Origin of the sequence: Actinomycetospora lutea, assembly GCF_028737205.1 — a bacterium.
Lineage (GTDB): Bacteria > Actinomycetota > Actinomycetes > Mycobacteriales > Pseudonocardiaceae > Actinomycetospora > Actinomycetospora lutea.
This window is the reverse complement of record NZ_JAQZAL010000029.1, coordinates 1-20,981: the sequence shown is the minus strand read 5'-3', so window position 1 is coordinate 20,981 and position 20,981 is coordinate 1. Positions and strand designations below refer to the sequence as shown.

The window sequence follows — 20,981 nt, the reverse complement described above, 5'->3', positions numbered from 1 at the left end:
GTCACCGGGCGCGGACGTGGGGCGTGCGGACGAGGGCGGCGCCCAGTTCGGCGGCGGTGAGCGGGGTGGGCGCGTCGAAGGCCTCGCGCACGATCGCGGCGCCGGTGAGGTCGTGGTCGGCGGTGTAGTCGTTGGTCACCACGACCGTCGCCAGCCCCGCCGCCAGCGCCGCGTGCAGACCCGGCCCCGAGTCCTCGACGGCCACGGTGCGGGCGGCGGCGACGTCGAGCCGCGCGAGCGCGAGCCGGTAGGCCTCGGGGTCGGGCTTGAGCGCCGCGACGTCGTCGCCGCACACCACCACCTCGGCGGTGCCCTCGCCGATCAGGTGCGCCAGGAGCGGCTCGACCCACGCCCGGCGCCCCGTCGTCGCGACCGCGAGGCGCACCCCGTGCGCGCGCAGGTCGTCGACGAGCGCCGGCAGCCCCGGGCGCGGCCCGATCCCGCCGCGGCGCACCACCTCGGTGAACAGCTCGGTCTTCGTGCGGTGCACGCGCGCGGCGAGGTCGTCCGCGTCCTCGACCCCGCGCTCCCGCAGCGCCGCCGCGACCCGCCGCCGCCCGCCGGTGATCGCGAGCAGCTCCCCGTAGCGCTCGGCGTCCCACGCGAGGTCCAGGCGATGCGCCGCGAACGCGTCGTTGAACGCGATCCGGTGCCCGTCGCGCTCGGTGTCGGCGAGGGTGCCGTCGACGTCGAACACGACGGCCTCCGGGAGACGGAGCGCAGCGGAGCTCGACGATCCGGGCGGCAGCTCCACGGTCCTCACCGCGCCGCCTCCATCAGGTGGTAGAGCAGCAGCAGCTGGGCGATCGCGAGCGGTTCGCTGCGCGCGTCGCCCAACGATCCACTCAGGCGCCCGAGGCACTCCGGGGTCTCGGTGTCGGGCGAGCCCAGCGAGGTCCAGATCGCCTTCTCCACCGCGATGCTCTCCTCGCGCGGCACGTACCCGTGCACGTGCAGCGACTCGACGGGCCGGCCGTCGGGGTCGCGCTCGAGCTTGAGGTGCATCGCCCGCGAGAGCCCGGGCTGGAGCGCCTCGGTGAGGTCGGGGTGGTCGATGGTCGGGCGCATCATCATCGTCGCCGACAGCGGCGTGTCCGGCGGGTCGTCCCGGCCCTCGATGGGCGCGAACCGCACCACGAGGTCGGCGTTGGCCCGCTGCGGGCGGATGTACGCCTCGGACTCGGGCTCGCGGCGCTCCAGCTCGGCGAGCACCTTCTGCTCGGTGTAGCCGCGCTTGCTCGTGTCCCGCGCGACCTTCCACCCGCGGCGGATCTCCTCGGGCGGGTCGAGGAAGACGGTGACGTCGAAGCAGGCCCGCGAGAGCTTGCTCCACAGCGGGAAGAGCCCCTCGACGATGACGAACTCGGCCGGTTCGACCAGCTCGGGGCGCACGAGCTCCCCGGTGCCGTGGTCGTAGACCGGCTTGAGCACCGGCGAGCCCGTCGCGAGCAGCTGCAGGTGCTGCTCCATGATCTCGAGGTGGTTGCAGTCGGGGTGGAGCGCGGTGAACGGCAGCTCCTTGCGCTCCTCCCGGTCGTAGGCGTGGTAGTCGTCGGTGCACAGCGACACGCACCGCTCGGGCCCGAGGGCCTCCACCAGACCCTTGGTCATCGTCGTCTTGCCGGCGGCGCTGTCGCCCGCGATCGCGAGCATCACCGGTCGACGGAACGGCGGCGCCTCGCCGGCGCGCCGGATGCGCAGAGACTTGTCGGGCACGAGGTCTCCCTTCCTCGACCGCGACGCTAGGCAGCCCGCGCCCGGCGCGACTCCCCCGTCACGGGGGGTCCGACGGGGGAGACGGGACCGCGGGGCGTCCCTAGGGTGGTCAAGATGACGGGGACCGCACCGCTGCGCGTGGTCCTGGTCGACGACCACGAGATGGTGGTCGCGGGGCTCAAGGCGATGCTCGCCCCGTTCGCCGGGCGGGTCCGGGTGGTGGGCAGCGCCAACAGCGCCCGCGAGGCCCTCGACGTCGCGGTGTCGCTGGCGCCGGACATCGTCCTGTGCGACGTGCGCCTGCGCGGCGACAGCGGCCTCGACCTGTGCCGCAGCCTGGCCGAGCGCGCGCCGGGCCAGAAGGTCGTGCTGCTCTCCGTGTACGACGACGAGCAGTACCTCTACCAGGCCCTGCGCGCCGGGGCGGCCGGCTACCTGCTCAAGCACATCGGCGGCGAGGAGCTCGTGCGCCACCTGGAGCTCGCCGCGTCCGGGACGACGGTCGTCGACGCGACGATGGCCGGACGCGCCGCGGCGTCGGCGGCCCGCCTCGAGCGCGACGAGTTCTGGCCCGGCGCGCACCTCGGGCTCACCCAGCGCGAGAGCGAGGTCCTCGCGCTGCTCGTCGCGGGGCACAGCAACCGCGCCATCGCCGCCGAGCTCGTCATCGGCGACGAGACGGTGAAGAGCCACGTGCGCGCGCTGCTGCGCAAGCTCTCGGTGCCCGACCGGACGGCGGCGGTCGCGGCGGCGCTGCGCGAGGGGGTGTTCCGGTGACCACCCCGAGGGGGCTCGGCCTCGCCGACCCCGAGCGCGAGAACGCCGTCCTGCTCGCGATCATCGAGGCCGCGACGCGCGGGCCGGGCGTCGAGCCGCTCGCGGCCGCCGTCGCGCGCGTCATCACCGAGGCCACCGCCACCGACGTCTGCTTCGTGCACGTCCTCGACGACACCGAGCCCTCGCTGACCCTGGCCGGCGCGACGCCACCCTTCGACGCCCAGGTCGGCGCGGTCCGGCTGCCCCTGGGCACCGGCGTGACGGGCTGGGTCGCGAGCCACCGCGAGCCCGTCGTGATCCCCGCCGACAAGCACGACGACCCGCGCTACGTCGCGATCCCGGAGCTGCGGGGCGAGCGCTACACGTCGATGGTGTCGGTGCCGATGGAGAGCGAGCCGGCGGGCCTGGTCGGGGTGCTCAACGTGCACACCGTGGCGCGCCGCGAGTTCGACGACCGCGACGTGCGGGTGCTGCGCACCATCGGGCGCCTGGTCGCCGGCGCCGTGCACCAGGCCCGGATGCACCGCATGCTCGCCGCCCGCGAGGAGGCGCACGGGCGCTTCGCCGAGCAGATGGTGGCCGCGCAGGAGGCCGAGCGGCAGCGCCTGGCGCGCGACATCCACGACGGCATCTCCCAGCGCCTGGTCACCCTGTCGTTCCACCTGGACGCGGTGCGCACGCGGGTCGACCGTGACGAGGCGGCGGAGGCGCGGGAGGACCTGACCGCCGCCTGCGACCTCGTGCTCACCACCCTCGACGAGGCCCGCGCGGCGATCGGGGCCCTGCGGCCGCCGGTGCTCGACGACCTCGGGCTCGCCGGCGCGCTCGCCGCGCTGGCCCGCGGGCTGCCCGAGGTGCGCGTCGTCCTCGACCTCGACGACCGCCGGCTGCCCGAGCACGTCGAGGTGGCGCTGTACCGGATCGCGCAGGAGACCCTGCAGAACGTGCTCAAGCACGCCGGAGCCGAGGAGGTCGAGGTGCGTCTCGAGGCGGGTGACGGCGCCGCCCACCTCACGCTGGCCGACGACGGCGTCGGCTTCGACCCGGCGTCGGGGACCCGCGGTTACGGCCTGGCCTCGGTGCGCGAGCGCGCGGACCTCGTCGGCGGCTCGGTGCGGGTGATCTCGCGGCCGGGCACCGGGACCACGGTCACCGTCACCGTCCCGCTCGAGGATCAGCCGGCCATCACTGAGTCATTGACCGAAGGGTCCGCCGGGAACACTTGATTGTCCTGCGCACGGTCGGCCCGCACCCTCGTGCCATGGCCGATCGATGGAGCGCGGGCGTCATCCCCTACGCGGAGATGGGGTACTGGCAGCCCGACTACGAACCCAAGGACACCGACCTGCTCTGCGCGTTCCGCGTGACGCCGCAGGACGGCGTGCCGCCCGAAGAGGCGGGCGCCGCGGTCGCCGGCGAGTCCAGCACGGCGACGTGGACCGTCGTCTGGACCGACCGGCTGACGACCTTCGAGCACTACCAGGCGAAGTGCTACCGGGTGGAGCCCGTGCCCGGCGTCGAGGGGCAGTGGATCGCCTACATCGCCTACGACCTCGACCTCTTCGAGGAGGGGTCGATCGCGAACCTGACCAGCTCCATCATCGGCAACGTCTTCGGCTTCAAACCGCTCAAGGCCCTGCGCCTCGAGGACATGCGCATCCCGCCGCACTACGTCAAGACGTTCCAGGGGCCGGCGCACGGGATCGTCACCGAGCGCGAGTACCTCAACAAGTTCGGGCGCCCGCTGCTCGGCGCCACCACCAAGCCCAAGCTCGGGCTGTCGTCGCGCAACTACGGCCGCGTCGTCTACGAGGCCCTGCGCGGCGGGCTGGACTTCACCAAGGACGACGAGAACATCAACTCGCAGCCCTTCATGCGCTGGCGCGACCGCTTCATCTCCTGCATGGAGGCGGTGAACAAGGCCCAGGCCGAGACCGGCGAGGTCAAGGGCCACTACCTCAACGTCACCGCCGCGGACATGGAGGACATCTACGAGCGCGCCGAGTTCGCGAAGGACCTCGGCAGCGTGATCGTCATGGTCGACCTGACCGTCGGCTACACCGCGATCCAGTCGCTGGCCAAGTGGGCGCGGCGCAACGGCGTGATCCTGCACCTGCACCGCGCCGGGCACGCCACCTACACGCGCCAGAAGAACCACGGCGTGAGCTTCCGCGTGATCTCCAAGTGGATGCGCCTCGCCGGCGTCGACCACATCCACGCCGGCACCGTCGTCGGCAAGCTCGAGGGCGACCCCGCGTCGGTCCACGGCTTCTACGACGTGCTGCGCAAGGGCCGCTACGACGCCGACCCGTCGAAGGGGCTGTTCTTCTCCCAGGACTGGGTGTCGATGCCCGCGACGATGCCGGTCGCCTCCGGCGGCATCCACGCCGGCCAGATGCACCAGCTGCTGCACCACCTCGGCGAGGACACCGTCCTGCAGTTCGGCGGCGGCACCATCGGCCACCCGATGGGCATCGCCTCGGGCGCCGAGGCCAACCGCGTCGCCGTCGAGTCGATGATCAAGGCGCGCAACGAGGGCAAGGACTACGTCACCGAGGGCCCGGAGATCCTCCGCGAGGCCGCGAAGCGCAACAAGCCGCTGGACATGGCGCTGTCGACCTGGGGCGACATCACCTTCGACTACGCCTCCACCGACACCGTCGACGCCACCCCGACGCCCGCCTGAGGAGGCCACCGTGCGCATCACCCAGGGGACGTTCTCGTTCCTGCCCGACCTGACCGACGACGAGATCACCGCGCAGATCGCCTACGCACTCGAGCACGGATGGCCGTGCTCGGTGGAGTTCACCGACGACCCGCACCCCCGCAACACCTACTGGGAGATGTGGGGCCTGCCGCTGTTCGACCTCGCCGACCCCGCCGCGGTGCTCGACGAGGTGCGCGCGTGCCGCGAGGAGCACCCCGAGCACTACGTGCGCGTCAACGCCTACGACGCGAGCCTCGGTCGCCAGACCGTCGCCCTGTCGTTCCTGGTGCAGCGGCCGAGCGAGGAGCCCGGCTTCCGCCTCGACCGCCAGGAGGGCGTCGACCGGCGCATCAACTACTCGATCCACTCCTACGCCACCGAGCGGCCCGCGGGCTCGCGCTACGGCGCGTCCGCGGGGCCGTCGACCCGCGGGAACGGGAACGGGAATGGCCGGCACTGACAACGGGCGGGTCTCCTTCGCGACGGGCGGGCGGGCCTCCCGTCCGTCCGTCGCGGAGCCGGAGACCCCGGCCGCGGAGGAGCCCGACACGACGCTGGCCCCCGACGCCGTCGTCGACCTCGACGCCGTGCGCAGCGAGGCCGGTGTCGACGACGTCCTCGACGCCCTCGACCGGGAGCTGGTGGGGCTCGCGCCGGTGAAGGAGCGGCTGCGCGAGCTCGCGGCGCTGCTGGTGGTCGACCGGATCCGCGAGCGCTTCGGCGTCGCCACCGACCGCCCGACCCTGCACATGTGCTTCACCGGCAACCCGGGCACCGGCAAGACGACCGTGGCGCAGCGCATCGGGGACCTGCTCAAGGGCCTCGGTTACCTGCGGCGCGGCCACCTGGTCACCGCGACCCGCGACGACCTCGTCGGCCAGTACGTCGGGCACACTGCGCCGAAGACCAAGGAGATCGTCGGCAAGGCGCGGGGTGGCGTGCTGTTCGTCGACGAGGCGTACTACCTGCACCGGCCCGGCAACGAGCGCGACTACGGCGGCGAGGCCATCGAGATCCTCCTGCAGGCGATGGAGGAGAACCGCGACGACCTCGTCGTGGTGCTCGCCGGTTACGCCGACCGGATGGCCACGTTCTTCGAGGCCAACCCGGGGATGCAGAGCCGGATCGCGCACCACGTCGACTTCCCGGACTTCAGCGCCGACGAGCTGGTGACCATCGCCGAGGGCATGGTCGCCGAGCAGGGGCTGGCGTTCTCGCCCGAGGCGCACACCGCGCTGCGCGAGTACCTGGCGCTGCGCCGCGAGCAGGAGTGGTTCGCGGGGGCCCGCAGCGTGCGCAACGCGCTCGACCGCGCCCGCATGCGCCAGGCCCGCCGGCTCGCCGAGGGCGGGGGCTCGATCGGCCTCGCCGACGTCACCACCCTCGAGGCCGCCGACCTGCGCGCCAGCCGCGTCTTCGCCGGTGGCCACCGGAGCTGACCCCTCTGTGAGCGAACTTCGGTGCTATAGCCCCGAAGTTCGCTCACATAGGTTCGGCGCGTGACCACCACCGCGCGCCTGCGGGCGTTCGTCGCGCTCGCCGACCAGGGGTCGGTGCGCGGGGCGGCCGCGGCGCTCGTGGTCACCGAGTCCACCGTGTCGGCCGCCGTGCGCGCACTCGCCGACGAGGTGGGCGTCGCGCTCCTGGAGAAGGAGGGCCGCGGCGTGCGCCTCACGGCCGCCGGCGCCCGCTACGCCGACTACGCCCGCCGCATCCTCGGCCTGCTCGACGAGGCCACGACCGCCGCGCGCGGCGAGGCCGACCCCGAGCATGGCCACGTGCGCCTCGGCGCGGTCACCACGGCCGGCGAGCACCTCCTGCCCGCCCTGCTCGCCTCGTTCCGCGCCCGCCACCCACACGTCGGCGTCGGGGTCGAGGTCTCCCCCAGCGCCGCGGTCTGGGCGATGCTGCGCCACCACGAGCTCGACGTCGTCGTCGCCGGGAGCCCGCCGGGCGACGTCGACGCGCACGTCCGCGCCCGCCGCGAGAACACCCTCACCGTCGTCGGCGCCCCCGAGGCGGCCGACGGCTTCGACCCGGCCACCGCGACCTGGCTGCTGCGCGAGACCGGCTCGGGCATCCGCGCGACGCTCACCGCGCTGCTCGCGGACCTGCCCGACGAGCCGCCGCGCATGGTGCTCGGGTCGCACGGCGCCACGATCGCCGCGGCGCGCGCCGGGCTGGGGGTGACGCTGGTGGCGCGCGAGGGCGTCGCGCGCCAGCTCACCGAGGGATCGCTGGTCGAGCTGACGGTGCCCGGCGTCCCGATCTCGCGTCCGTGGCACGTCGTGACCCACCCGGACGCGACGGCCAGCACCGAGCTCCTCGTCCGCCACCTGCTGGCGGACGAGGAGCTCGGCTGGCGTCGGGCGTAGTCCCTCAGGCCGCGACGGCCCGGTCCACCTCGCGGCGCAGCGCCTCGCGACCCGCGCCGGCCGCGGCCGGGTCGCCGCGCCAGGCGAGCAGCGCCGGCGACACGAGCGCCCGGCCGAACGAGAACGTCAGCGGCCACGGCCCGCCGCGGCGGCGGATCGCGGCGAGGTTCGCCGCGGCGATCACCGAGGGCTGGCCGCCGGAGAGGAATGCGACGCCGGCGAGCTCGTCGGGCACCGTCGCGCGCAGGGTGTCGACGGTGGCGCGCGCGACCTCGGCGGGCCCGGCGGTCTGCCGCGCGCCCTCGCCCGCGGTCACCATGTTCGGCTTGAGCACCATGGCGGCCGGGTCGACGCCCGCCCGGTCCAGGGCGCGGCACAGGGTGGCGAGGGTCCGCGCGGTCGCGGCGGCGCAGACCTCGATGCGGTGCCCGCCGGCGCTGAGGATCTCGGGCTCGACGATCGGCACGAGCCCGCCGTCCTGGCAGGTGCGGGCGTAGGCGGCGAGCGCGTCGGCGTTCGCCTCGAGGGCGAGGCTCGAGGGACGGCCGGCGCCGAGGTGCAGCACGGCGCGCCACTTCGCGAACTCGGCGCCGAGCTCGACGTACTCCGCGACCCGGTCGGCGAGTCCGTCGAGACCCTCGGTCAGCGTCTCGCCGTCCTCGCCGCCCTCGAGGGGCACCGTGCCGGTGTCGACCTTGATGCCGGTCTGGATCCCGGCGTCCGCGAGCGCAGCGGGGAACGGGCGGCCGTCGGCGAGGTGCTGGCGCAGCGTCTCGTCGCAGAGGATGACGCCACTGACGCCCGCCGCGAGGTCCTCGCCGGTCAGCAGCAGCTCGCGGTAGGCCCGGCGCTGCTCCTCGGTGGGCGCGACCCCGGCCTCCTCGAGGCGCCGCGACATGGTCCTCGGGCTCTCGTCGGCGGCGAGGATGCCGCGGCCCCCGGCGACGAGCCGCGCGGCGGTGGCGCGCAGCTCGTCGGTCACGGTGGACGTGGTGGTCGGGCTGGTCGGGCTGGTCGTGCTGGTCGTCGTCACGGCGGTCGTGGTCACGGCGGCCTCCCTCGGCGGTCCCGACCGACGCTAGGGACGCGCCGCCGCCCGGACGTCCCCTGCGCGGTGGACGCGAGGGGGGAGACCGGCGCCGGACGACTCGTCCTCGTCACGGTCCTCGCGACGAACGACCCGCTCGGCGCCCTCCTCGGCGCCGTGCTCGCGCTCGCGGTGGCCTCGATGCTGACGGTGCTCGCCGTCATCACCCTGGTCCGCAGCCGGGCCGGGTCGCGGCGGCGGGCCGGCGGCGCCACGGATCCCGGGGTACACCACCACGATCACGGCGGCTGGTCCGACTCAGGCTCGTCGTCGATCGACTCGCGGTCGTCGAGCGACTCCGGCTCCTCGTCGAGCAGCTCGTCGGACTGAGCCCTAGCCCTCGTCGACCACGGCCAGGATCGGGGACGGTCGGCCGGAGCCCTCGGCGACGCGATCGGCGGAGTGGACCAACCTCAGGCCCGGCGCGGACGTCTCCTCGTCGAGGACCCGGAGCGCCTCGATGAGGCAGCCGAGGAGCGCCTCGCGCGGCACGGTGCGCGAGACCCACACCTGGCGGGTGGCGGCGTCCGCGACCCACGCGGTCCGTCCCTCGAGCGGGACCCAGTAGACGCTGACGCCGGCCTCGGCCAGCAGGGGCAGGGCGGCCATCGGCTCCGGCGTCGCGTCCGGTGTCGCGGTCATACCGATCCAACTTGCTGATCATGGAAACGGATCAGGTCGGGGCGGCAAGTGACGTCATCCGGACCGCTCACGCGTGGCGATCGCATGAGTGCGTTGCGCTACTCAGGCCTCCACCGGCGCCGACGCCGCGAGCCGCGTCAGGATCGGGCGCACGATCTCGGCGTACTCGTGGAGGTGGGTCGCCGACGGGAGGTGGGCGCCGGGCGTCTCCACGAGCGGGGCACCGAGACCGACCGCCGCCCATTGCGCCGCCCCGTAGAGGCAGTGCAGGCGCGCGTCCGGGTCGCGGTTGTCGGCGCCGGCCAGCACGACGCTCGGCACGGTGATCCGCGCGAGCTGGTCGGGCGTGGGCAGGTAGCCCAGCAGCGGCTCCATCTCCGTGAGGGCGACCTCACCGTCGTCGAGCATGCGCTCCCGGAACGCGGGGTCGAAGGCCTCGTAGACGTCGTCCCCGTCGGCCCACCGCAGGAACAGCTCCATCGCCAGCCGGAGTCCGCCGCGCGGCACGGCGTCGGCCACGATCTCCTGCAGCCCCTCGATGGCCGCCCGTCCGGCCGGGGTCACCGTGAGGAAGGCGGGCTCGTGGAAGACCGCGCCCCGCAGCACCTCGGGACGACGCAGGGCGAGGCTGGTCAGGATCAGCCCGCCGCCGCTGTGCCCGTACCCCACGGCGGGGACGAGGTCGAGCGCCTCGAGCAGCGCCGCGAGGTCGTCGGCCTGCTCGTCGATCGTCGTCGTGGTCCGGTCCGCCGGTCGCGGGCTGCGTGACGTGCCCCGCCGGTCGTAGCTCAGCACGGTGAACTGGTCGGCGAGGAGATCCCCGATCTCCTCCCAGAACCCCGCGTCGCCCGGGGCGCCGGAGACGAACACGACGGGCGGGCCCTCCCCGCGCAGCTCGTGGTACAGCGTCGTGCCGTTCACCGCGATCGTCGCCATGCGAGGAGCGTCGCGCCTCGTGGAACCCCGGGGACCGACCGTGCGGGAACTGCGTACGGGCAGAGCTCACCCCGGCGCCGCGAGGATCGCCCGCGGCGCCGGGGGAGGTTCAGCCGACCCGGATGCCGGCGGGCAGGCGCGTGCCCTCGCCGGCGAGGGGGTCGGAGTCACAGGCGCGGTCGGGTCGCCGCACCGAGAGCGTCAGCGGCACCGGGCCGCTGCCACCGGTCGAGCTCGGCTGCGCTCCGTCTCCCGCGTCCCGGCGCGGGCCTCGCGTCGTCCGGTGCGAGTGGTCCAGCGAGGGCTTGGGGATGACGGTGTCCATCTCCAGCTTGGCCAGCTCGCGCTCCCCGTTGCCGAGCACGCACTCGGGGTCGGGGCCGTCGAGCGGCAGGCCGGTGAAGAACTTCGCCGCCATGCAGCCGCCCTGGCAGGCGTCGTAGTGCGAGCACTTCGTGCACGCCCCGCCCGACTGCGGCCCGCGCAGCTCGGCGAACAGCTCGCTCTCCTGCCACACGGTCTTGAACCCGCCCTCGGACCGGACGTTGCCGGCCAGGAACTGGTCGTGGATCGCGAACGGGCAGGCGTAGACGTCGCCGACCGGGTCGATCAGGCACACCACGCGGCCGGCGCCGCAGAGGTTGAGGCCCGGCAGCTCCTCCCCGAAGGCGGAGAGGTGGAAGAACGAGTCGCCGGTGAGGACGTCCTCCCCGCGCGCGACGAGCCAGTCGTAGAGCTGGCGCTGCTGCTCGCGGGTGGGGTGCAGCTCGTCCCACGAGTCGGCGCCGCGGCCCGAGGGGCGGAACCGGGTGATCCGCAGCTGGGCGCCGTAGCGGTCGGCGATGGCCTTGAAGGCGTCGAGCTGGTCGACGTTGTGGCGCGTCACCACCACGCTGATCTTGAACTGCCCGAAGCCCGCCTCGTACAGGTTCTCCATCGCGCGGATCGCGGTGTCGTAGGACCCGGGGCCGCGGACGTGGTCGTTCACCTCGGCCGTCGCGCCGTCGAGGGAGATCTGGACGTCGACGTAGTCGGTGGCCGCGAGCTGCGCGGCCCGCGCCTTGTCGAGCTTGACCCCGTTGGTGGAGAACTTGACGCCGACGTCGTGGGCGATCGCGTAGTCCAGCAGCTCCCAGAAGTCACTGCGGACCGTCGGCTCGCCGCCGCCGATGTTGACGTAGAAGACCTGCATGCGCTGCAGCTCGTCGATGACGGCCTTGCACTCCTCGGTCGACAGCTCGTTCGGGTCGCGCCGTCCCGAGCTGGACAGGCAGTGCACGCAGGACAGGTTGCAGGCGTAGGTGAGCTCCCAGGTCAGGCAGATCGGGGAGGTCAGGCCTTCGACGAAGTGCTCGACGAGCTTCATGTGGTGGTCTCCCCCTGTGGGCGAGGCTGGATCGTGCCCGCCTTCGCGAGGCCGGCCAGGGCCTTCAGGTACCGCTCCCGCTGTGGTGCGGGAACCTCGGCAGCCTCGAGGGCGCCGTGGACGTCGGGGTGGTCGGCGAGGGCCTCCACGACCCGGACCAGGAGCCGCGTCTTGAGGAACGACAGCCGCCGCGTGTGGAAGTCGTACACGAGGGCGCCGAACGACTCCGGACGCACCGAGACCGAACCGGAGATCCGGTACGGGCCGTCGGCGTCGAAGTCGTCGACGCCGGCAGGAGCCGTGGGACCGGCTCCCGCCGCCGTCGTCGACATCAGTAGACGCCGCACATACCGTCGATCGAAACCTCTTCCACGAGGGTCTCCTCGACCAGCTCCTGCTCCTCCATCGCGTCCTCCTCACCAGCGGGTGCCTCGGGTGCTGCGAACGCTAAGCGGCACTCGGTGCCACCGCCAGACTCGGTCCGGGTGGGAAACGCCCCTCCGAACGGCGGGGACGGTGCCCACCTCTCCGTGGTAGAGGATGGGTCCGTGGCGACGACGAGGAGTGCGCGGGCGCAGCGCCTCGAGAACGTCGCGCTCGAGCTGTTCGCGTCCCAGGGGTTCGACGAGACCACCGTCGACGAGCTCGCCGTGGCGGGCGGGGTCGGCCGGCGCACGTTCTTCCGCTACTTCCCCACCAAGCTCGACGTCGTGCTCGGCGAGCTGGACGACGGCCTCGCCGCGCTGGTCGCCGCGCTCGCCGGGGAGCGCGGCGACGACCCGGTGGCGGCCGCGCGCGCCGCCTTCCTCGCGATCAACCACTACGCGGCCGCCGAGCTGCCCGCCCTGCGCCGCCGCCTCGGGCTGATCGAGGACGTGCCGGAGCTCGCCGCGCGCGCCACGGTCCGCTACCGCGACTGGGAGTCCGCACTCGCCACCGACGCCGCCCGCCGCTGGGGCGAGGACCCCGCGTCGCTGCGCGCGCAGGTGTTCGGCCGGGCGGTGGTGGCCGCCATGCGCGCGGTGTTCAGCGCCTGGCACGCGCGGCCGGAGGCGGACGCCGACGCGCTGGGCGCCCTGGTCGACGAGGCGTTCGACGCGCTGTCGCGGGGGTTCGCGTCACCGTGAGCGTCGAGCTGATCGATCTCGACCCCGACTCGGCCGACCCGCCCTACGAGCAGCTGCGCGCGCGGGTCACCAAGCTCGCCCGCACCGGCGCGCTCGCCCCGCACACCCGGCTGCCCGCGGTGCGACGGCTGGCCGGCGACCTCAACCTCGCCCCCGGCACCGTCGCGCGCGCCTACCGCGAGCTCGAGGCCGCCGGGGTCGTCGAGACCCGGGGGCGCCTGGGCACGTTCGTCGTCGGCGGGGACACCGCCGCCGACCCGGCCCGCGAGCTCGCCGCCGAGTACGCGCGTCGCGTCACCGCGCTCGGCGTGTCCCGGGAACGCGCGCTGGACCTCGCCCGCGCGGCGCTCGCGGAGCCCTGACGACCCTCGGGCGGTCGTGATCGCCGGCCCGATGGGAACGGACCCCGCTACCAGGGCACCTCGGCCCGGTCCTCCCACAGCCGCCCGGTGGGCGCCGGGTCCGAGGGGCTGGAGGCGCGCCGGCAGAGCCAGATCGCCGTGTCCGCACCCTGGTCGATCGAGCGGGGCGCGTCGGGCCCGCCCATGTCGGTGCGGCAGTGCCCCGGGCACGTCGCGTCGACGAGCACGCCGCGACGGCCGAGGGCGAGCTCGTGGGCGAGGTTGCGGGTCAGCGCGTTGAGCCCCGCCTTGGCGACGCGGTAGGGCGCGAGCCCGCCCGCGGTGCCCGGGCCGGTGAGACGCCCGAGGCACGCGCTGAGGTTGACCACGCGCCCCCAGCGCCGGCGCGCCATCCCCGGCACCAGCGCGGAGACCAGCGCGAAGGGCGCGTCGAGGTCGACGGCGCGCACGTCACGCCACTGCGCGAGCGACGCGTCCAGCGTCTTCGAGCGGGGCGCGCTCATCACCGCCGCCGCGTTGACCAGCACGTCCACCTCGAGCCCCTCGACCCGGGCGGCGATGCCGTCGACGTCGGCGAGGTCGTGCACGAGCGCGCGGCCACCGAACGCGGCGACGGCCTCGGTCAGGGCGTCGCCGTCGCGCGCCAGACCGATCACCGTCGCGCCCGCGTCCGCGAGGCCCGCGGCGATCGCGCGGCCCAGCCCGCGGCTCGCGCCGGTGACGAGCGCCGTGCGCCCGGAGAGGTCCTCCACCACCGGACCGAGGTTCCCCGCGCCGGCCCCTTCCACCCCCGCAGGCTGTCGCGTACCGATGGCAACAACGAACCTCGCACAACGCCGCGGGGTGGGCAGGGTCTGAACCTGTCCGAAGGTGCAGGGCGGGCACCGTCGCCGTGGTCGGGATCACCGCGCGCCCCTGTCCCGGTGACCCGGGCCACCCCTAGCGTCGCGCCGGATCGCGAGGAGCCCGCCTGTCGGGGCGCGGCTCCCGGACCGACCACGACGAGAGGACAGCCATGCAGGTTGACGAGCTGCTCAAGCCGTTCCCGATCAAGGAGTTCCACCCCTTCCCGCGGGCGCTGCTGGGGCCCGGCTCGCACGAGATGATCGGCCCCGAGGCCCTGAAGATGGGCTTCAAGAAGACGCTGATCATGACCTCGGGTCTGCGCGGCACGGACATCGTCCACAAGATCTCCGAGTCCATGAAGTGGCACGGGATCGAGACGGTCATCTACGACCAGGTCGAGTCCAACCCCAAGGACTACAACGTCATGGACTCGGTGAAGCTGTACCAGGAGAACTCCTGTGACAGCTTCGTCTCCATCGGCGGCGGCTCCTCGCACGACGCCTGCAAGGGCGCGCGCGTCTCGGTGGCGCACGACGGCCGCAACGTCAACGAGTTCGAGGGCTTCAACCAGTCCGAGAACCCGAAGAACCCGCCGCACATCGCGGTCTCCACCACGGCCGGCACCGGCTCGGAGACCTCGTGGGCCTACGTCATCACCGACACCACGACCGACCCGAACAAGCCCCACAAGTACGTCGCGTTCGACGACGCCTCGGTGACCAGCCTGGCGATCGACGACCCGGTCCTCTACTACGACTGCCCGGTCGACTTCACCGCCCAGTGCGGCTTCGACGTGCTCGCGCACGCCTCCGAGCCCTACGTCTCGCGGCTGAACTTCGAGCCGAGCCTCGGCAACGCGATCCGCGCGATCGAGCTGACCAACGAGCACCTGCGCGAGGCGGTCTGGAACGGCCAGGACCTCCCCGGCCGCCAGGGCATGATGTACGCGCAGTACATCGCCGCCCAGGCGTTCAACTCCGGCGGCCTCGGGATCATCCACTCGATCTCGCACGCGGTGTCGGCCTTCTACGACACCCACCACGGCCTGAACAACGCCGTCGCGCTCCCCCGCGTCTGGGCGTTCAACATGCCGGTGGCCTACAAGCGCTTCGCGCGCATCGCCCAGGCCATGGGCGTCGACACCACGCACATGACCGACGTCCAGGCCGCGGAGGCCGCGCTCGCCGCGTCCATCCGCCTGCTGCGCGACGTGGGCATCCCGGAGAAGTTCACCGACGTCACCCAGGACTCGTACTCCAAGAACCGTCTCGGCCAGGGCCCGACGAAGTTCTACGAGAACGAGAAGACCATCACGGGCAACGACGCCGACGTGGACCGCATCACCAACCACGTCCTCGGGGACGCCTGCACGCCGGGCAACCCCAAGGAGTGCACCTTCACGACGGTGCGTCCCGTGGTCGACCATTGCCTCAACGGCGACCTGGACGACCTGCTCAGCTGATCGTCCTCGACCGGTGCCCGGTGAGGTCGGCGTCTCCCGCTGGCCCACCGGGCACCGGTGTGTTCCCCTCGACCTGCCACCTCAGGAAGGACCCCGCGTGACCAGCACGACCGAGCAGTCCGGCGCCGGTGCCTCGTTCCCCTTCGACACCGTCGACGAGGTCGTCGACGCGCTCGCGGAGCAGGGCTACATCGCCGACCGACGGCTGGCGACGACGGTGTTCCTCCTGACCCGGCTCGAGAAGCCCCTGCTGCTCGAGGGCCCGGCCGGCGTCGGCAAGACCGAGCTGGCCAAGATGCTCGCGCTGGCCACCGGCCGGCGCTTCCTGCGTCTGCAGTGCTACGAGGGCCAGGACGAGACCAAGGCCCTCTACGAGTGGGACTACGGCAAGCAGCTGCTCTACACCCAGATGCTGCGCGAGAAGATCGCCGAGATCGTCCAGGACGCCCCCGACATCAAGACGTCGGTCGAGCGGATCGCCAACCAGGACAGCGTCTTCTTCTCCGAGGAGTTCCTCGCCGAGCGCCCCCTGATGGAGGCGATCCGGTCCGACGAACCCGTCGTGCTGCTGATCGACGAGGTCGACCGGGCGGACGAAGCGCTGGAGGCCGTCCTGCTCGAGACCCTCGGCGAGTTCCAGATCTCGGTGCCCGAGGTCGGGACGTTCACCGCGGAGAACGCGCCCTACGTCATCCTGACCAGCAACAACACCCGTGACCTGGCCGCCGCCCTCAAGCGCCGCTGCCTGCACCTGTTCCTCGACTACCCGACCGCCGAGCGCGAGCTGGAGATCGTCCGCTCCAAGCACACCGGGCTGCCCGAGGCCACCGCGCGCGAGCTCGTCGAGGTCGTCCGCGGCCTGCGCGAGCTCGAGCTGCGCAAGGCGCCGAGCATCTCCGAGACCATCGACTGGGCCCGCACCCTCGCCGTGCTGGGCGTCGACGAGCTGAACAGCGCGATCCTCTCCGACACGGTCTCCGTGGTCGTCAAGTACGACAAGGACGTGACCAAGGCCCTCGGCGCCCTGCCGAAGCTCGTCGACCCGAACGCCGTGGTCGACGACGCGCACGGGCACGGCCACGGGCACGGCCATGGCCACGGGCACGAGGACAACGGCCACTCGAGCGGGCCCGCGCCGGCCACCTCCCGCCGCGTCGACGACGACGCCGACGACGGTCCCGACGGGCGGGCCGTGCGCGCGGCGAAGGACGAGGAGGGCCGGCACGCCGGGGTGTACGGCGCGCCGGGCCGGGAGTACCAGGAGCGAGCGCGCTCCGGCGAGACCGAGCCGACCAAGAAGCGCCCGGTGAGCTCGGGCCAGGGCAGCCGCTCCTTCGGCGCCGGCCTCGGCAAGCGCCGCGCGCTCTAGCCCCGGACGCCCGAGAGGAGGGCCTCGATGGAGGCCAGCATCCACCGCTTCGTCCGGCTGCTCCGCATCCGGCAGGTCCGGATCTCCACCTCGGAGGTCCTCGACGCGATGCGCTGCGCGCGCGAGCCCGGCGTGCTCGCCGACCGCGAGACGCTCAAGGCCGCGCTGCGGGTCGCCCTGGTCAAGGACATCCGCGACGAGCACACCTACGACGAGATCTTCGACGCGTTCTTCACGCTCGTGCGGATCGGGACCGAGGAGCGGGGCCACGGGCACGGCCACGGCCACGAGGACCTCTCCGACGACGGGAGCCTCGACGACTTCACGCTCTCCGACGAGCCGGCCGAGACCCCCGAGCAGGGGCACGACCACGGCGCACCGGTGGACATCAAGGAGTTCTTCGACCCCGAGGACATGGCCCAGCAGTACAACCTGCACCAGGAGGCCAACAAGATCGATCTCGCGGCGATGACCGACGAGATCGTCTTCTCGAAGGACGGGGCCCTCGACGAGACGGGCACCGGGGAGAAGGTCCAGATCGAGACCGACCGCCTGCACGGTGGCGGCCTGCCGGGCGACATCGCCACGGCCTCGGGCACCAAGGTCGACGCCGACCTCAACGTCGCCCAGCAGGAGGCACTGCTGGGCTGGCTGCAGGGCGTCGAGGACGGGGTGTCCGACGAGGGCGACGAGACCGACGCGATGGCGCTGCGACGCCGGTTGGCCGGGATGCTCGAGAACCTCCCAGAGGCCATCAAGCGCCACCTCGAGCGCCTCATGGAGATCGAGCAGCGGGTGATCGACGGCGGCCACGCCGACGAGGAGGCCCACCGCGCCGAGGTCGACCGCGCCGAGGAGCACGAGCGCCAGCAGCTCGAGGACTCCCTGCGCCGGCTGGCCAAGACCCTGCACGGCGCGCTGACCCACAAGCGCCGCGAGTCGACGCGCGGGCGCATCGACCCCGGCCGCACCATGCGGCGCAACATGCGCTTCGACGGCGTGCCGTTCCGGCCGGTGACGGTCGAGCGCACCGAGGACAAGCCGCGCCTGGTGATCCTCGCCGACGTGTCGCTGTCGGTGCGCGCCACCGCCCGGTTCACCCTGCACCTGGTGCACGGCCTGCAGGACATGTTCGGCCAGGTCCGGTCGTTCGCGTTCGTCGCCGACCTGATGGAGGTCACCGACCTCTTCGCCGACCACACCGTCGAGGACGCCCTCGGGCTGATCTTCGGCGGGGACCTCATCGACGTCGACGCCAACTCCGACTACGGCACCGCGTTCGGCACGTTCCTCGACGACCACGGGTCGGCGGTGAACCGGCGCTCGACGGTGATCATCCTGGGCGACGGGCGGGGCAACGGGAACGATCCGAACATGGAGGCGTTCGCCGAGATCACCCGCCGCGCGCGCGAGACGATCTGGCTGACCCCGGAGCCGCGGTACTCGTGGGGCCTCGGGGCCTGCGACCTGCCGCGCTACGCGGAGTTCGTCGACCGCATCCGCGTGGTGCGCGACCTCACCGGGCTCTCGGAGGTCAGCCACGACATGGCCGCCGAGATGATGGGACGGTGACCGGCCTGCACGACGCCCCGGCGCCGGACACCACGGGCACCGTGCTCATCGACCCCCTCGCCGCGCAGCACCCGGGCCGCTGGGAGGACGCGCGCGTCGTCGTGTGCCACGTCGACCGGGCGCCGGTGCCCGTGCGCCTCGTCGCCGCGCGCCCGCCGGAGCGGGTCACCGAGCACTTCGAGGTGCACCGGCCCGGCGAGCGCCTGCTCGTCCTGCACCGGCTGCGCCCCGACGAGCTCGACGACGACATCGCCGGCCTGATCGCCGGCGAGCTCTCCGGCCTCGTCACCTCGGCCGGCGACTTCGAGCGCGTCTTCACCGGCGTCGTGCGCTCGACGATCAGCGACCCGCTCACGGCCTGGTCGACGTTCTACGCCAACAGCCTCGCGGTGCTGCGCGATCCCCGGGCCCCCGTCGACCCCGCCGCGCCGCCCGAGTCGTCGCTGGCGGGCTTCGCCCCGGTGCACGAGCGGGCGCTCGCCGAGCTGCGGGGCCGCACCGTGCTCGACGTCGGCACGTGCTTCGGCTTCCTGCCCCTGCGCCTGGCGCAGGAGGGGTTCGAGGTGATCGCCACCGACCACACCCCGGGCACCATGGGCCTGCTCGGCGCCGTCGCCGCGCGCCGCGGCGAGGCCGTGCGCCCCGTCGTCGCCGACGCCCGTGCGCTGCCCGCCGCGCCGCGGTCGGTCGACACCGTGACCGCCGTGCACCTGCTCGAGCACCTGCCCGTCGCCGACACCGTCCCCGTGCTCGACGAGATGCTCCGCGTCGCCCGCCGGCGCGTGGTGGTCGCCGTGCCCTACGAGGACGTCCCCGAGCCCGTGTACGGGCACGTCCGGACGTTCGACCACGCCGCCCTGCACGCCCTGGGCGAGCGCACCGGGCACCCCTTCACGGTGTCCGACGACCACGGCGGCTGGCTGGTCGTCGACACCGGAGAGGTCGCCTAGCTCCCCAGGTCCTCGGGCGGCCGGACCTCGCGACGGAGGATCTTCCCCGTCGGGCCCTTCGGCAGCTCGTCGAGCAGCCAGACGTGGCGGGGGTACTTGTAGGCCGCGACCCGCTCCTTGGCGAAGGCGCGCAGCTCGTCCACGTCCACCTCGGCGCCGGGCCGCAGCGCGACGGCCGCGCCGACCTCCTCGCCGAGGTCACGGTCGCAGATCCCGACCACGGCCACCTCGGCGACCGAGGAGTGCTCGTAGAGGGCCTCCTCGATCTCGCGCGGGTAGACGTTGTACCCCCCGCGGATGATCATCTCCTTCTTGCGGTCGACGATGAAGTAGTAGCCGTCCTCGTCGCGGCGGGCGACGTCGCCGGTGCGGAACCAGCCGTCGGGGATCGACTCGGCGGTCGCCTCGGGACGCCCCCAGTACCCCTTCATCAGGCCCTCGCCCCGAATGGCGATCTCGCCCGGGTCGTCGCCGGTCACGTCGTCGCCGGCGTCGTCCACCAGGCGCAGCTCCATGCCCTCCACCGGCGTCCCGACCGAGCCCGCCTTGCGCTCGGCGTGCGGGTGGTTGAACGAGGCCACCGGCGAGGTCTCGGAGAGGCCGTAGCCCTCGAGCACGATGCACCCGAAGGTCTCCTCGAACTCGCGGAGCACCTCGACCGGCATCGCCGAGCCCCCGGAGATGCAGCAGCGCAGCGACGACACGTCGTACTGCTCGCGCCCCTCCACGTGCAGCAGGCCCGCGTACATGGTGGGCACGCCCTCGAAGACGGTCACCCCGTCCCGCCCGATCATGGAGAGCGCCTTCGCCCCGTCGAAGCGCGGCAGCAACGTGAGGCAGGCGCCGGTCCGCACCGCGGAGTTCAGGCCGCACGTCAGCCCGAACACGTGGAACAGCGGCAGGCAGCCCATCACCACGTCGCCGGGGCCGAGCTCGGTGAGGGTGGTCGCCGACGTGCGGGCGTTGGTCGACAGGTTCGCGTGGGTCAGCTCGGCGCCCTTGGGGGACCCCGTGGTGCCGGAGGTGTAGAGGACGACCGCGGTGTCCTCGTCGGCGCGGTCGACCGCGTCCCCGAGCGGGGTGACGCCCTCGAGCTGCGCGTCGTCGGGCCCGGCGGCACCGACGGCGATCACCTCGACGTCCCGGTCGCGCGCGGCCTCGCGGGCGGCGTCGGCGGCCTCGTCCCAGGCGAACACCACGGACATGCCGGCGTCGTCCAGGTAGTACTCGATCTCCCGGCCCTTGAGGAGCGGGTTCATCGGCACGACCACGCAGCCGGCCAGCAGGGCGCCGTAGAAGACGACCGGGAACGCCGGGACGTTCGGGAAGACCATCCCCACCCGGGCGCCCGCCCCGACGCCGCGCGCCCCCAGCATGCCCGCGACCCCGCGCGCGGCGTCGAGGAACTCGCGGTAGGTGACGGTCCGGTCGTCGAGGCGCAGCGCCGGCCGGTCACCGTGCTGTCCGGAGGTCTCGACCAGCGCCGTCGCCAGATTCGTCATCGCCGACTCCCGTGATCAGGGGTGCTCACCAGCCGCGATGCCCGCCACTGTGAGCAGCACCATGCCCCGTACGGTGCCGACCGAACCGCGCGCGTGCGCTCAGACCGGGCAGCCGCCCGCCCGCGCCGCCGCCTGGTCGTCGAGGCGGAACATCGGGCCGGTGTCGGTGGGCGCGTCGTAGTAGC

Annotated in this window: 23 protein-coding genes; 13 read left to right on the top strand and 10 right to left on the bottom strand. The window is 73.4% G+C overall.

Features of this window, described 5'->3' with window-relative positions; all coding sequences use genetic code 11:
* Window position 1: 1 nt before the first annotated feature.
* Window positions 2-763 (bottom strand): HAD-IA family hydrolase, encoded by a 762-nt coding sequence (locus PHK61_RS25450; RefSeq protein ID WP_274283823.1) that lies wholly within the window; start codon window positions 761-763, stop codon window positions 2-4.
* The gene (locus PHK61_RS25445; protein WP_274283822.1) at window positions 760-1,716 is read right to left on the bottom strand and encodes a phosphoribulokinase; all 957 of its coding nucleotides are present in this window, start codon (window positions 1,714-1,716) and stop codon (window positions 760-762) included. The genes PHK61_RS25450 and PHK61_RS25445 overlap by 4 nt, the downstream gene beginning before the upstream one ends.
* A gap of 114 nt (window positions 1,717-1,830) precedes the next feature.
* Between PHK61_RS25445 and PHK61_RS25440 the strand changes: the two genes are divergently transcribed.
* Genes PHK61_RS25440 through PHK61_RS25415 form a run of 6 tightly spaced genes read left to right on the top strand, consistent with a single transcriptional unit; the run spans window position 1,831 to window position 7,575 of the window.
* Window positions 1,831-2,493, top strand: a complete 663-nt coding sequence (locus PHK61_RS25440) for a response regulator (protein WP_274283821.1) — start codon at window positions 1,831-1,833, stop codon at window positions 2,491-2,493.
* Window positions 2,490-3,719 carry a GAF domain-containing sensor histidine kinase gene (locus tag PHK61_RS25435; RefSeq protein WP_274283820.1) on the top strand — a complete coding sequence of 410 codons (1,230 nt, stop codon included), beginning with the start codon at window positions 2,490-2,492 and terminating at the stop codon, window positions 3,717-3,719. The genes PHK61_RS25440 and PHK61_RS25435 overlap by 4 nt, the downstream gene beginning before the upstream one ends.
* 35 nt (window positions 3,720-3,754) lie before the next feature.
* Window positions 3,755-5,179, top strand: a complete 1,425-nt coding sequence (locus PHK61_RS25430; protein ID WP_274283819.1) for a form I ribulose bisphosphate carboxylase large subunit — start codon at window positions 3,755-3,757, stop codon at window positions 5,177-5,179.
* A 10-nt stretch (window positions 5,180-5,189) separates the two neighbouring features.
* Window positions 5,190-5,660 carry a ribulose bisphosphate carboxylase small subunit gene (locus tag PHK61_RS25425; RefSeq protein WP_274283818.1) on the top strand — a complete coding sequence of 157 codons (471 nt, stop codon included), beginning with the start codon at window positions 5,190-5,192 and terminating at the stop codon, window positions 5,658-5,660.
* Window positions 5,647-6,639, top strand: coding sequence for an AAA family ATPase (locus PHK61_RS25420; RefSeq protein WP_274283817.1), 993 nt, complete (start codon window positions 5,647-5,649; stop codon window positions 6,637-6,639). The genes PHK61_RS25425 and PHK61_RS25420 overlap by 14 nt, the downstream gene beginning before the upstream one ends.
* Window positions 6,640-6,699: 60 nt before the next feature.
* Complete coding sequence (locus tag PHK61_RS25415; protein ID WP_274283816.1) at window positions 6,700-7,575, top strand: LysR family transcriptional regulator; 876 nt, start codon at window positions 6,700-6,702, stop codon at window positions 7,573-7,575.
* A 4-nt stretch (window positions 7,576-7,579) separates the two neighbouring features.
* Here the strand turns inward: PHK61_RS25415 and PHK61_RS25410 are convergent, their stop codons facing one another.
* The gene (locus tag PHK61_RS25410; RefSeq protein ID WP_274283815.1) at window positions 7,580-8,623 is read right to left on the bottom strand and encodes a class I fructose-bisphosphate aldolase; all 1,044 of its coding nucleotides are present in this window, start codon (window positions 8,621-8,623) and stop codon (window positions 7,580-7,582) included.
* A gap of 66 nt (window positions 8,624-8,689) precedes the next feature.
* On the opposite strand from PHK61_RS25410, the gene PHK61_RS25405 reads away from it, so the two are divergent.
* A complete protein-coding gene (locus PHK61_RS25405; protein ID WP_274283814.1) occupies window positions 8,690-8,992 on the top strand; it encodes a hypothetical protein in 303 nt (100 codons plus the stop codon).
* A 3-nt stretch (window positions 8,993-8,995) separates the two neighbouring features.
* On the opposite strand, the gene PHK61_RS25400 is transcribed toward PHK61_RS25405, so the two are convergent.
* From PHK61_RS25400 to mftA, 5 genes are all read right to left on the bottom strand, one after another.
* Window positions 8,996-9,304, bottom strand: coding sequence for a hypothetical protein (locus PHK61_RS25400; RefSeq protein ID WP_274283813.1), 309 nt, complete (start codon window positions 9,302-9,304; stop codon window positions 8,996-8,998).
* 102 nt (window positions 9,305-9,406) lie between these two features.
* On the bottom strand, window positions 9,407-10,240 hold the full coding sequence (locus tag PHK61_RS25395; RefSeq protein ID WP_274283812.1) for an alpha/beta fold hydrolase: 834 nt from the start codon (window positions 10,238-10,240) through the stop codon (window positions 9,407-9,409).
* Window positions 10,241-10,349: 109 nt separating this feature from the next.
* On the bottom strand, window positions 10,350-11,606 hold the full coding sequence (mftC, locus tag PHK61_RS25390; protein WP_274283811.1) for a mycofactocin radical SAM maturase: 1,257 nt from the start codon (window positions 11,604-11,606) through the stop codon (window positions 10,350-10,352).
* Complete coding sequence (gene mftB, locus PHK61_RS25385; protein ID WP_274283810.1) at window positions 11,603-11,938, bottom strand: mycofactocin biosynthesis chaperone MftB; 336 nt, start codon at window positions 11,936-11,938, stop codon at window positions 11,603-11,605. The genes mftC and mftB overlap by 4 nt, the downstream gene beginning before the upstream one ends.
* Window positions 11,938-12,012: a mycofactocin precursor MftA gene (gene mftA / locus PHK61_RS25380; RefSeq protein ID WP_274283867.1), complete on the bottom strand. Its 75-nt coding sequence runs from the start codon at window positions 12,010-12,012 to the stop codon at window positions 11,938-11,940. The genes mftB and mftA overlap by 1 nt, the downstream gene beginning before the upstream one ends.
* Before the next feature lie 142 nt (window positions 12,013-12,154).
* On the opposite strand from mftA, the gene PHK61_RS25375 reads away from it, so the two are divergent.
* Both PHK61_RS25375 and PHK61_RS25370 read left to right on the top strand, forming a co-directional pair.
* On the top strand, window positions 12,155-12,733 hold the full coding sequence (locus PHK61_RS25375) for an acyl-CoA-like ligand-binding transcription factor (protein WP_274283809.1): 579 nt from the start codon (window positions 12,155-12,157) through the stop codon (window positions 12,731-12,733).
* On the top strand, window positions 12,730-13,095 hold the full coding sequence (locus PHK61_RS25370; protein ID WP_274283808.1) for a GntR family transcriptional regulator: 366 nt from the start codon (window positions 12,730-12,732) through the stop codon (window positions 13,093-13,095). The genes PHK61_RS25375 and PHK61_RS25370 overlap by 4 nt, the downstream gene beginning before the upstream one ends.
* Before the next feature lie 47 nt (window positions 13,096-13,142).
* On the opposite strand, the gene PHK61_RS25365 is transcribed toward PHK61_RS25370, so the two are convergent.
* Entirely contained in the window at window positions 13,143-13,883 is a 741-nt protein-coding gene (locus PHK61_RS25365) for an SDR family NAD(P)-dependent oxidoreductase (RefSeq protein WP_274283807.1), read from the bottom strand.
* Window positions 13,884-14,110: 227 nt separating this feature from the next.
* On the opposite strand from PHK61_RS25365, the gene mdo reads away from it, so the two are divergent.
* From mdo to mftM, 4 genes are all read left to right on the top strand, one after another.
* Window positions 14,111-15,403, top strand: coding sequence for an NDMA-dependent methanol dehydrogenase (mdo, locus tag PHK61_RS25360; RefSeq protein WP_274283806.1), 1,293 nt, complete (start codon window positions 14,111-14,113; stop codon window positions 15,401-15,403).
* A 97-nt stretch (window positions 15,404-15,500) separates the two neighbouring features.
* Window positions 15,501-16,772: an AAA family ATPase gene (locus tag PHK61_RS25355; RefSeq protein ID WP_274283805.1), complete on the top strand. Its 1,272-nt coding sequence runs from the start codon at window positions 15,501-15,503 to the stop codon at window positions 16,770-16,772.
* Between the two features lie 27 nt (window positions 16,773-16,799).
* Window positions 16,800-18,344 carry a VWA domain-containing protein gene (locus tag PHK61_RS25350; RefSeq protein WP_274283804.1) on the top strand — a complete coding sequence of 515 codons (1,545 nt, stop codon included), beginning with the start codon at window positions 16,800-16,802 and terminating at the stop codon, window positions 18,342-18,344.
* The gene (gene mftM, locus PHK61_RS25345) at window positions 18,341-19,294 is read left to right on the top strand and encodes a mycofactocin oligosaccharide methyltransferase MftM (protein ID WP_274283803.1); all 954 of its coding nucleotides are present in this window, start codon (window positions 18,341-18,343) and stop codon (window positions 19,292-19,294) included. The genes PHK61_RS25350 and mftM overlap by 4 nt, the downstream gene beginning before the upstream one ends.
* On the opposite strand, the gene PHK61_RS25340 is transcribed toward mftM, so the two are convergent.
* Window positions 19,291-20,796 (bottom strand): long-chain-fatty-acid--CoA ligase, encoded by a 1,506-nt coding sequence (locus PHK61_RS25340; protein ID WP_274283802.1) that lies wholly within the window; start codon window positions 20,794-20,796, stop codon window positions 19,291-19,293. The two genes, mftM and PHK61_RS25340, sit on opposite strands and share 4 nt — an antisense overlap.
* Window positions 20,797-20,981: the final 185 nt, after the last annotated feature.

Coding starts and splice junctions, on each gene's coding strand:
- PHK61_RS25440 (WP_274283821.1), top strand. CDS start 1,831: ATGACGGGGACCGCACCGCTGCGCGTGGTCCTGGTCGACGACCACGAG.
- PHK61_RS25430 (WP_274283819.1), top strand. CDS start 3,755: ATGGCCGATCGATGGAGCGCGGGCGTCATCCCCTACGCGGAGATGGGG.
- PHK61_RS25420 (WP_274283817.1), top strand. CDS start 5,647: ATGGCCGGCACTGACAACGGGCGGGTCTCCTTCGCGACGGGCGGGCGG.
- PHK61_RS25400 (WP_274283813.1), bottom strand. CDS start 9,304: ATGACCGCGACACCGGACGCGACGCCGGAGCCGATGGCCGCCCTGCCC.
- PHK61_RS25395 (WP_274283812.1), bottom strand. CDS start 10,240: ATGGCGACGATCGCGGTGAACGGCACGACGCTGTACCACGAGCTGCGC.
- mftC (WP_274283811.1), bottom strand. CDS start 11,606: ATGAAGCTCGTCGAGCACTTCGTCGAAGGCCTGACCTCCCCGATCTGC.
- mftB (WP_274283810.1), bottom strand. CDS start 11,938: ATGTCGACGACGGCGGCGGGAGCCGGTCCCACGGCTCCTGCCGGCGTC.
- mdo (WP_274283806.1), top strand. CDS start 14,111: ATGCAGGTTGACGAGCTGCTCAAGCCGTTCCCGATCAAGGAGTTCCAC.
- PHK61_RS25350 (WP_274283804.1), top strand. CDS start 16,800: ATGGAGGCCAGCATCCACCGCTTCGTCCGGCTGCTCCGCATCCGGCAG.
- PHK61_RS25340 (WP_274283802.1), bottom strand. CDS start 20,796: ATGACGAATCTGGCGACGGCGCTGGTCGAGACCTCCGGACAGCACGGT.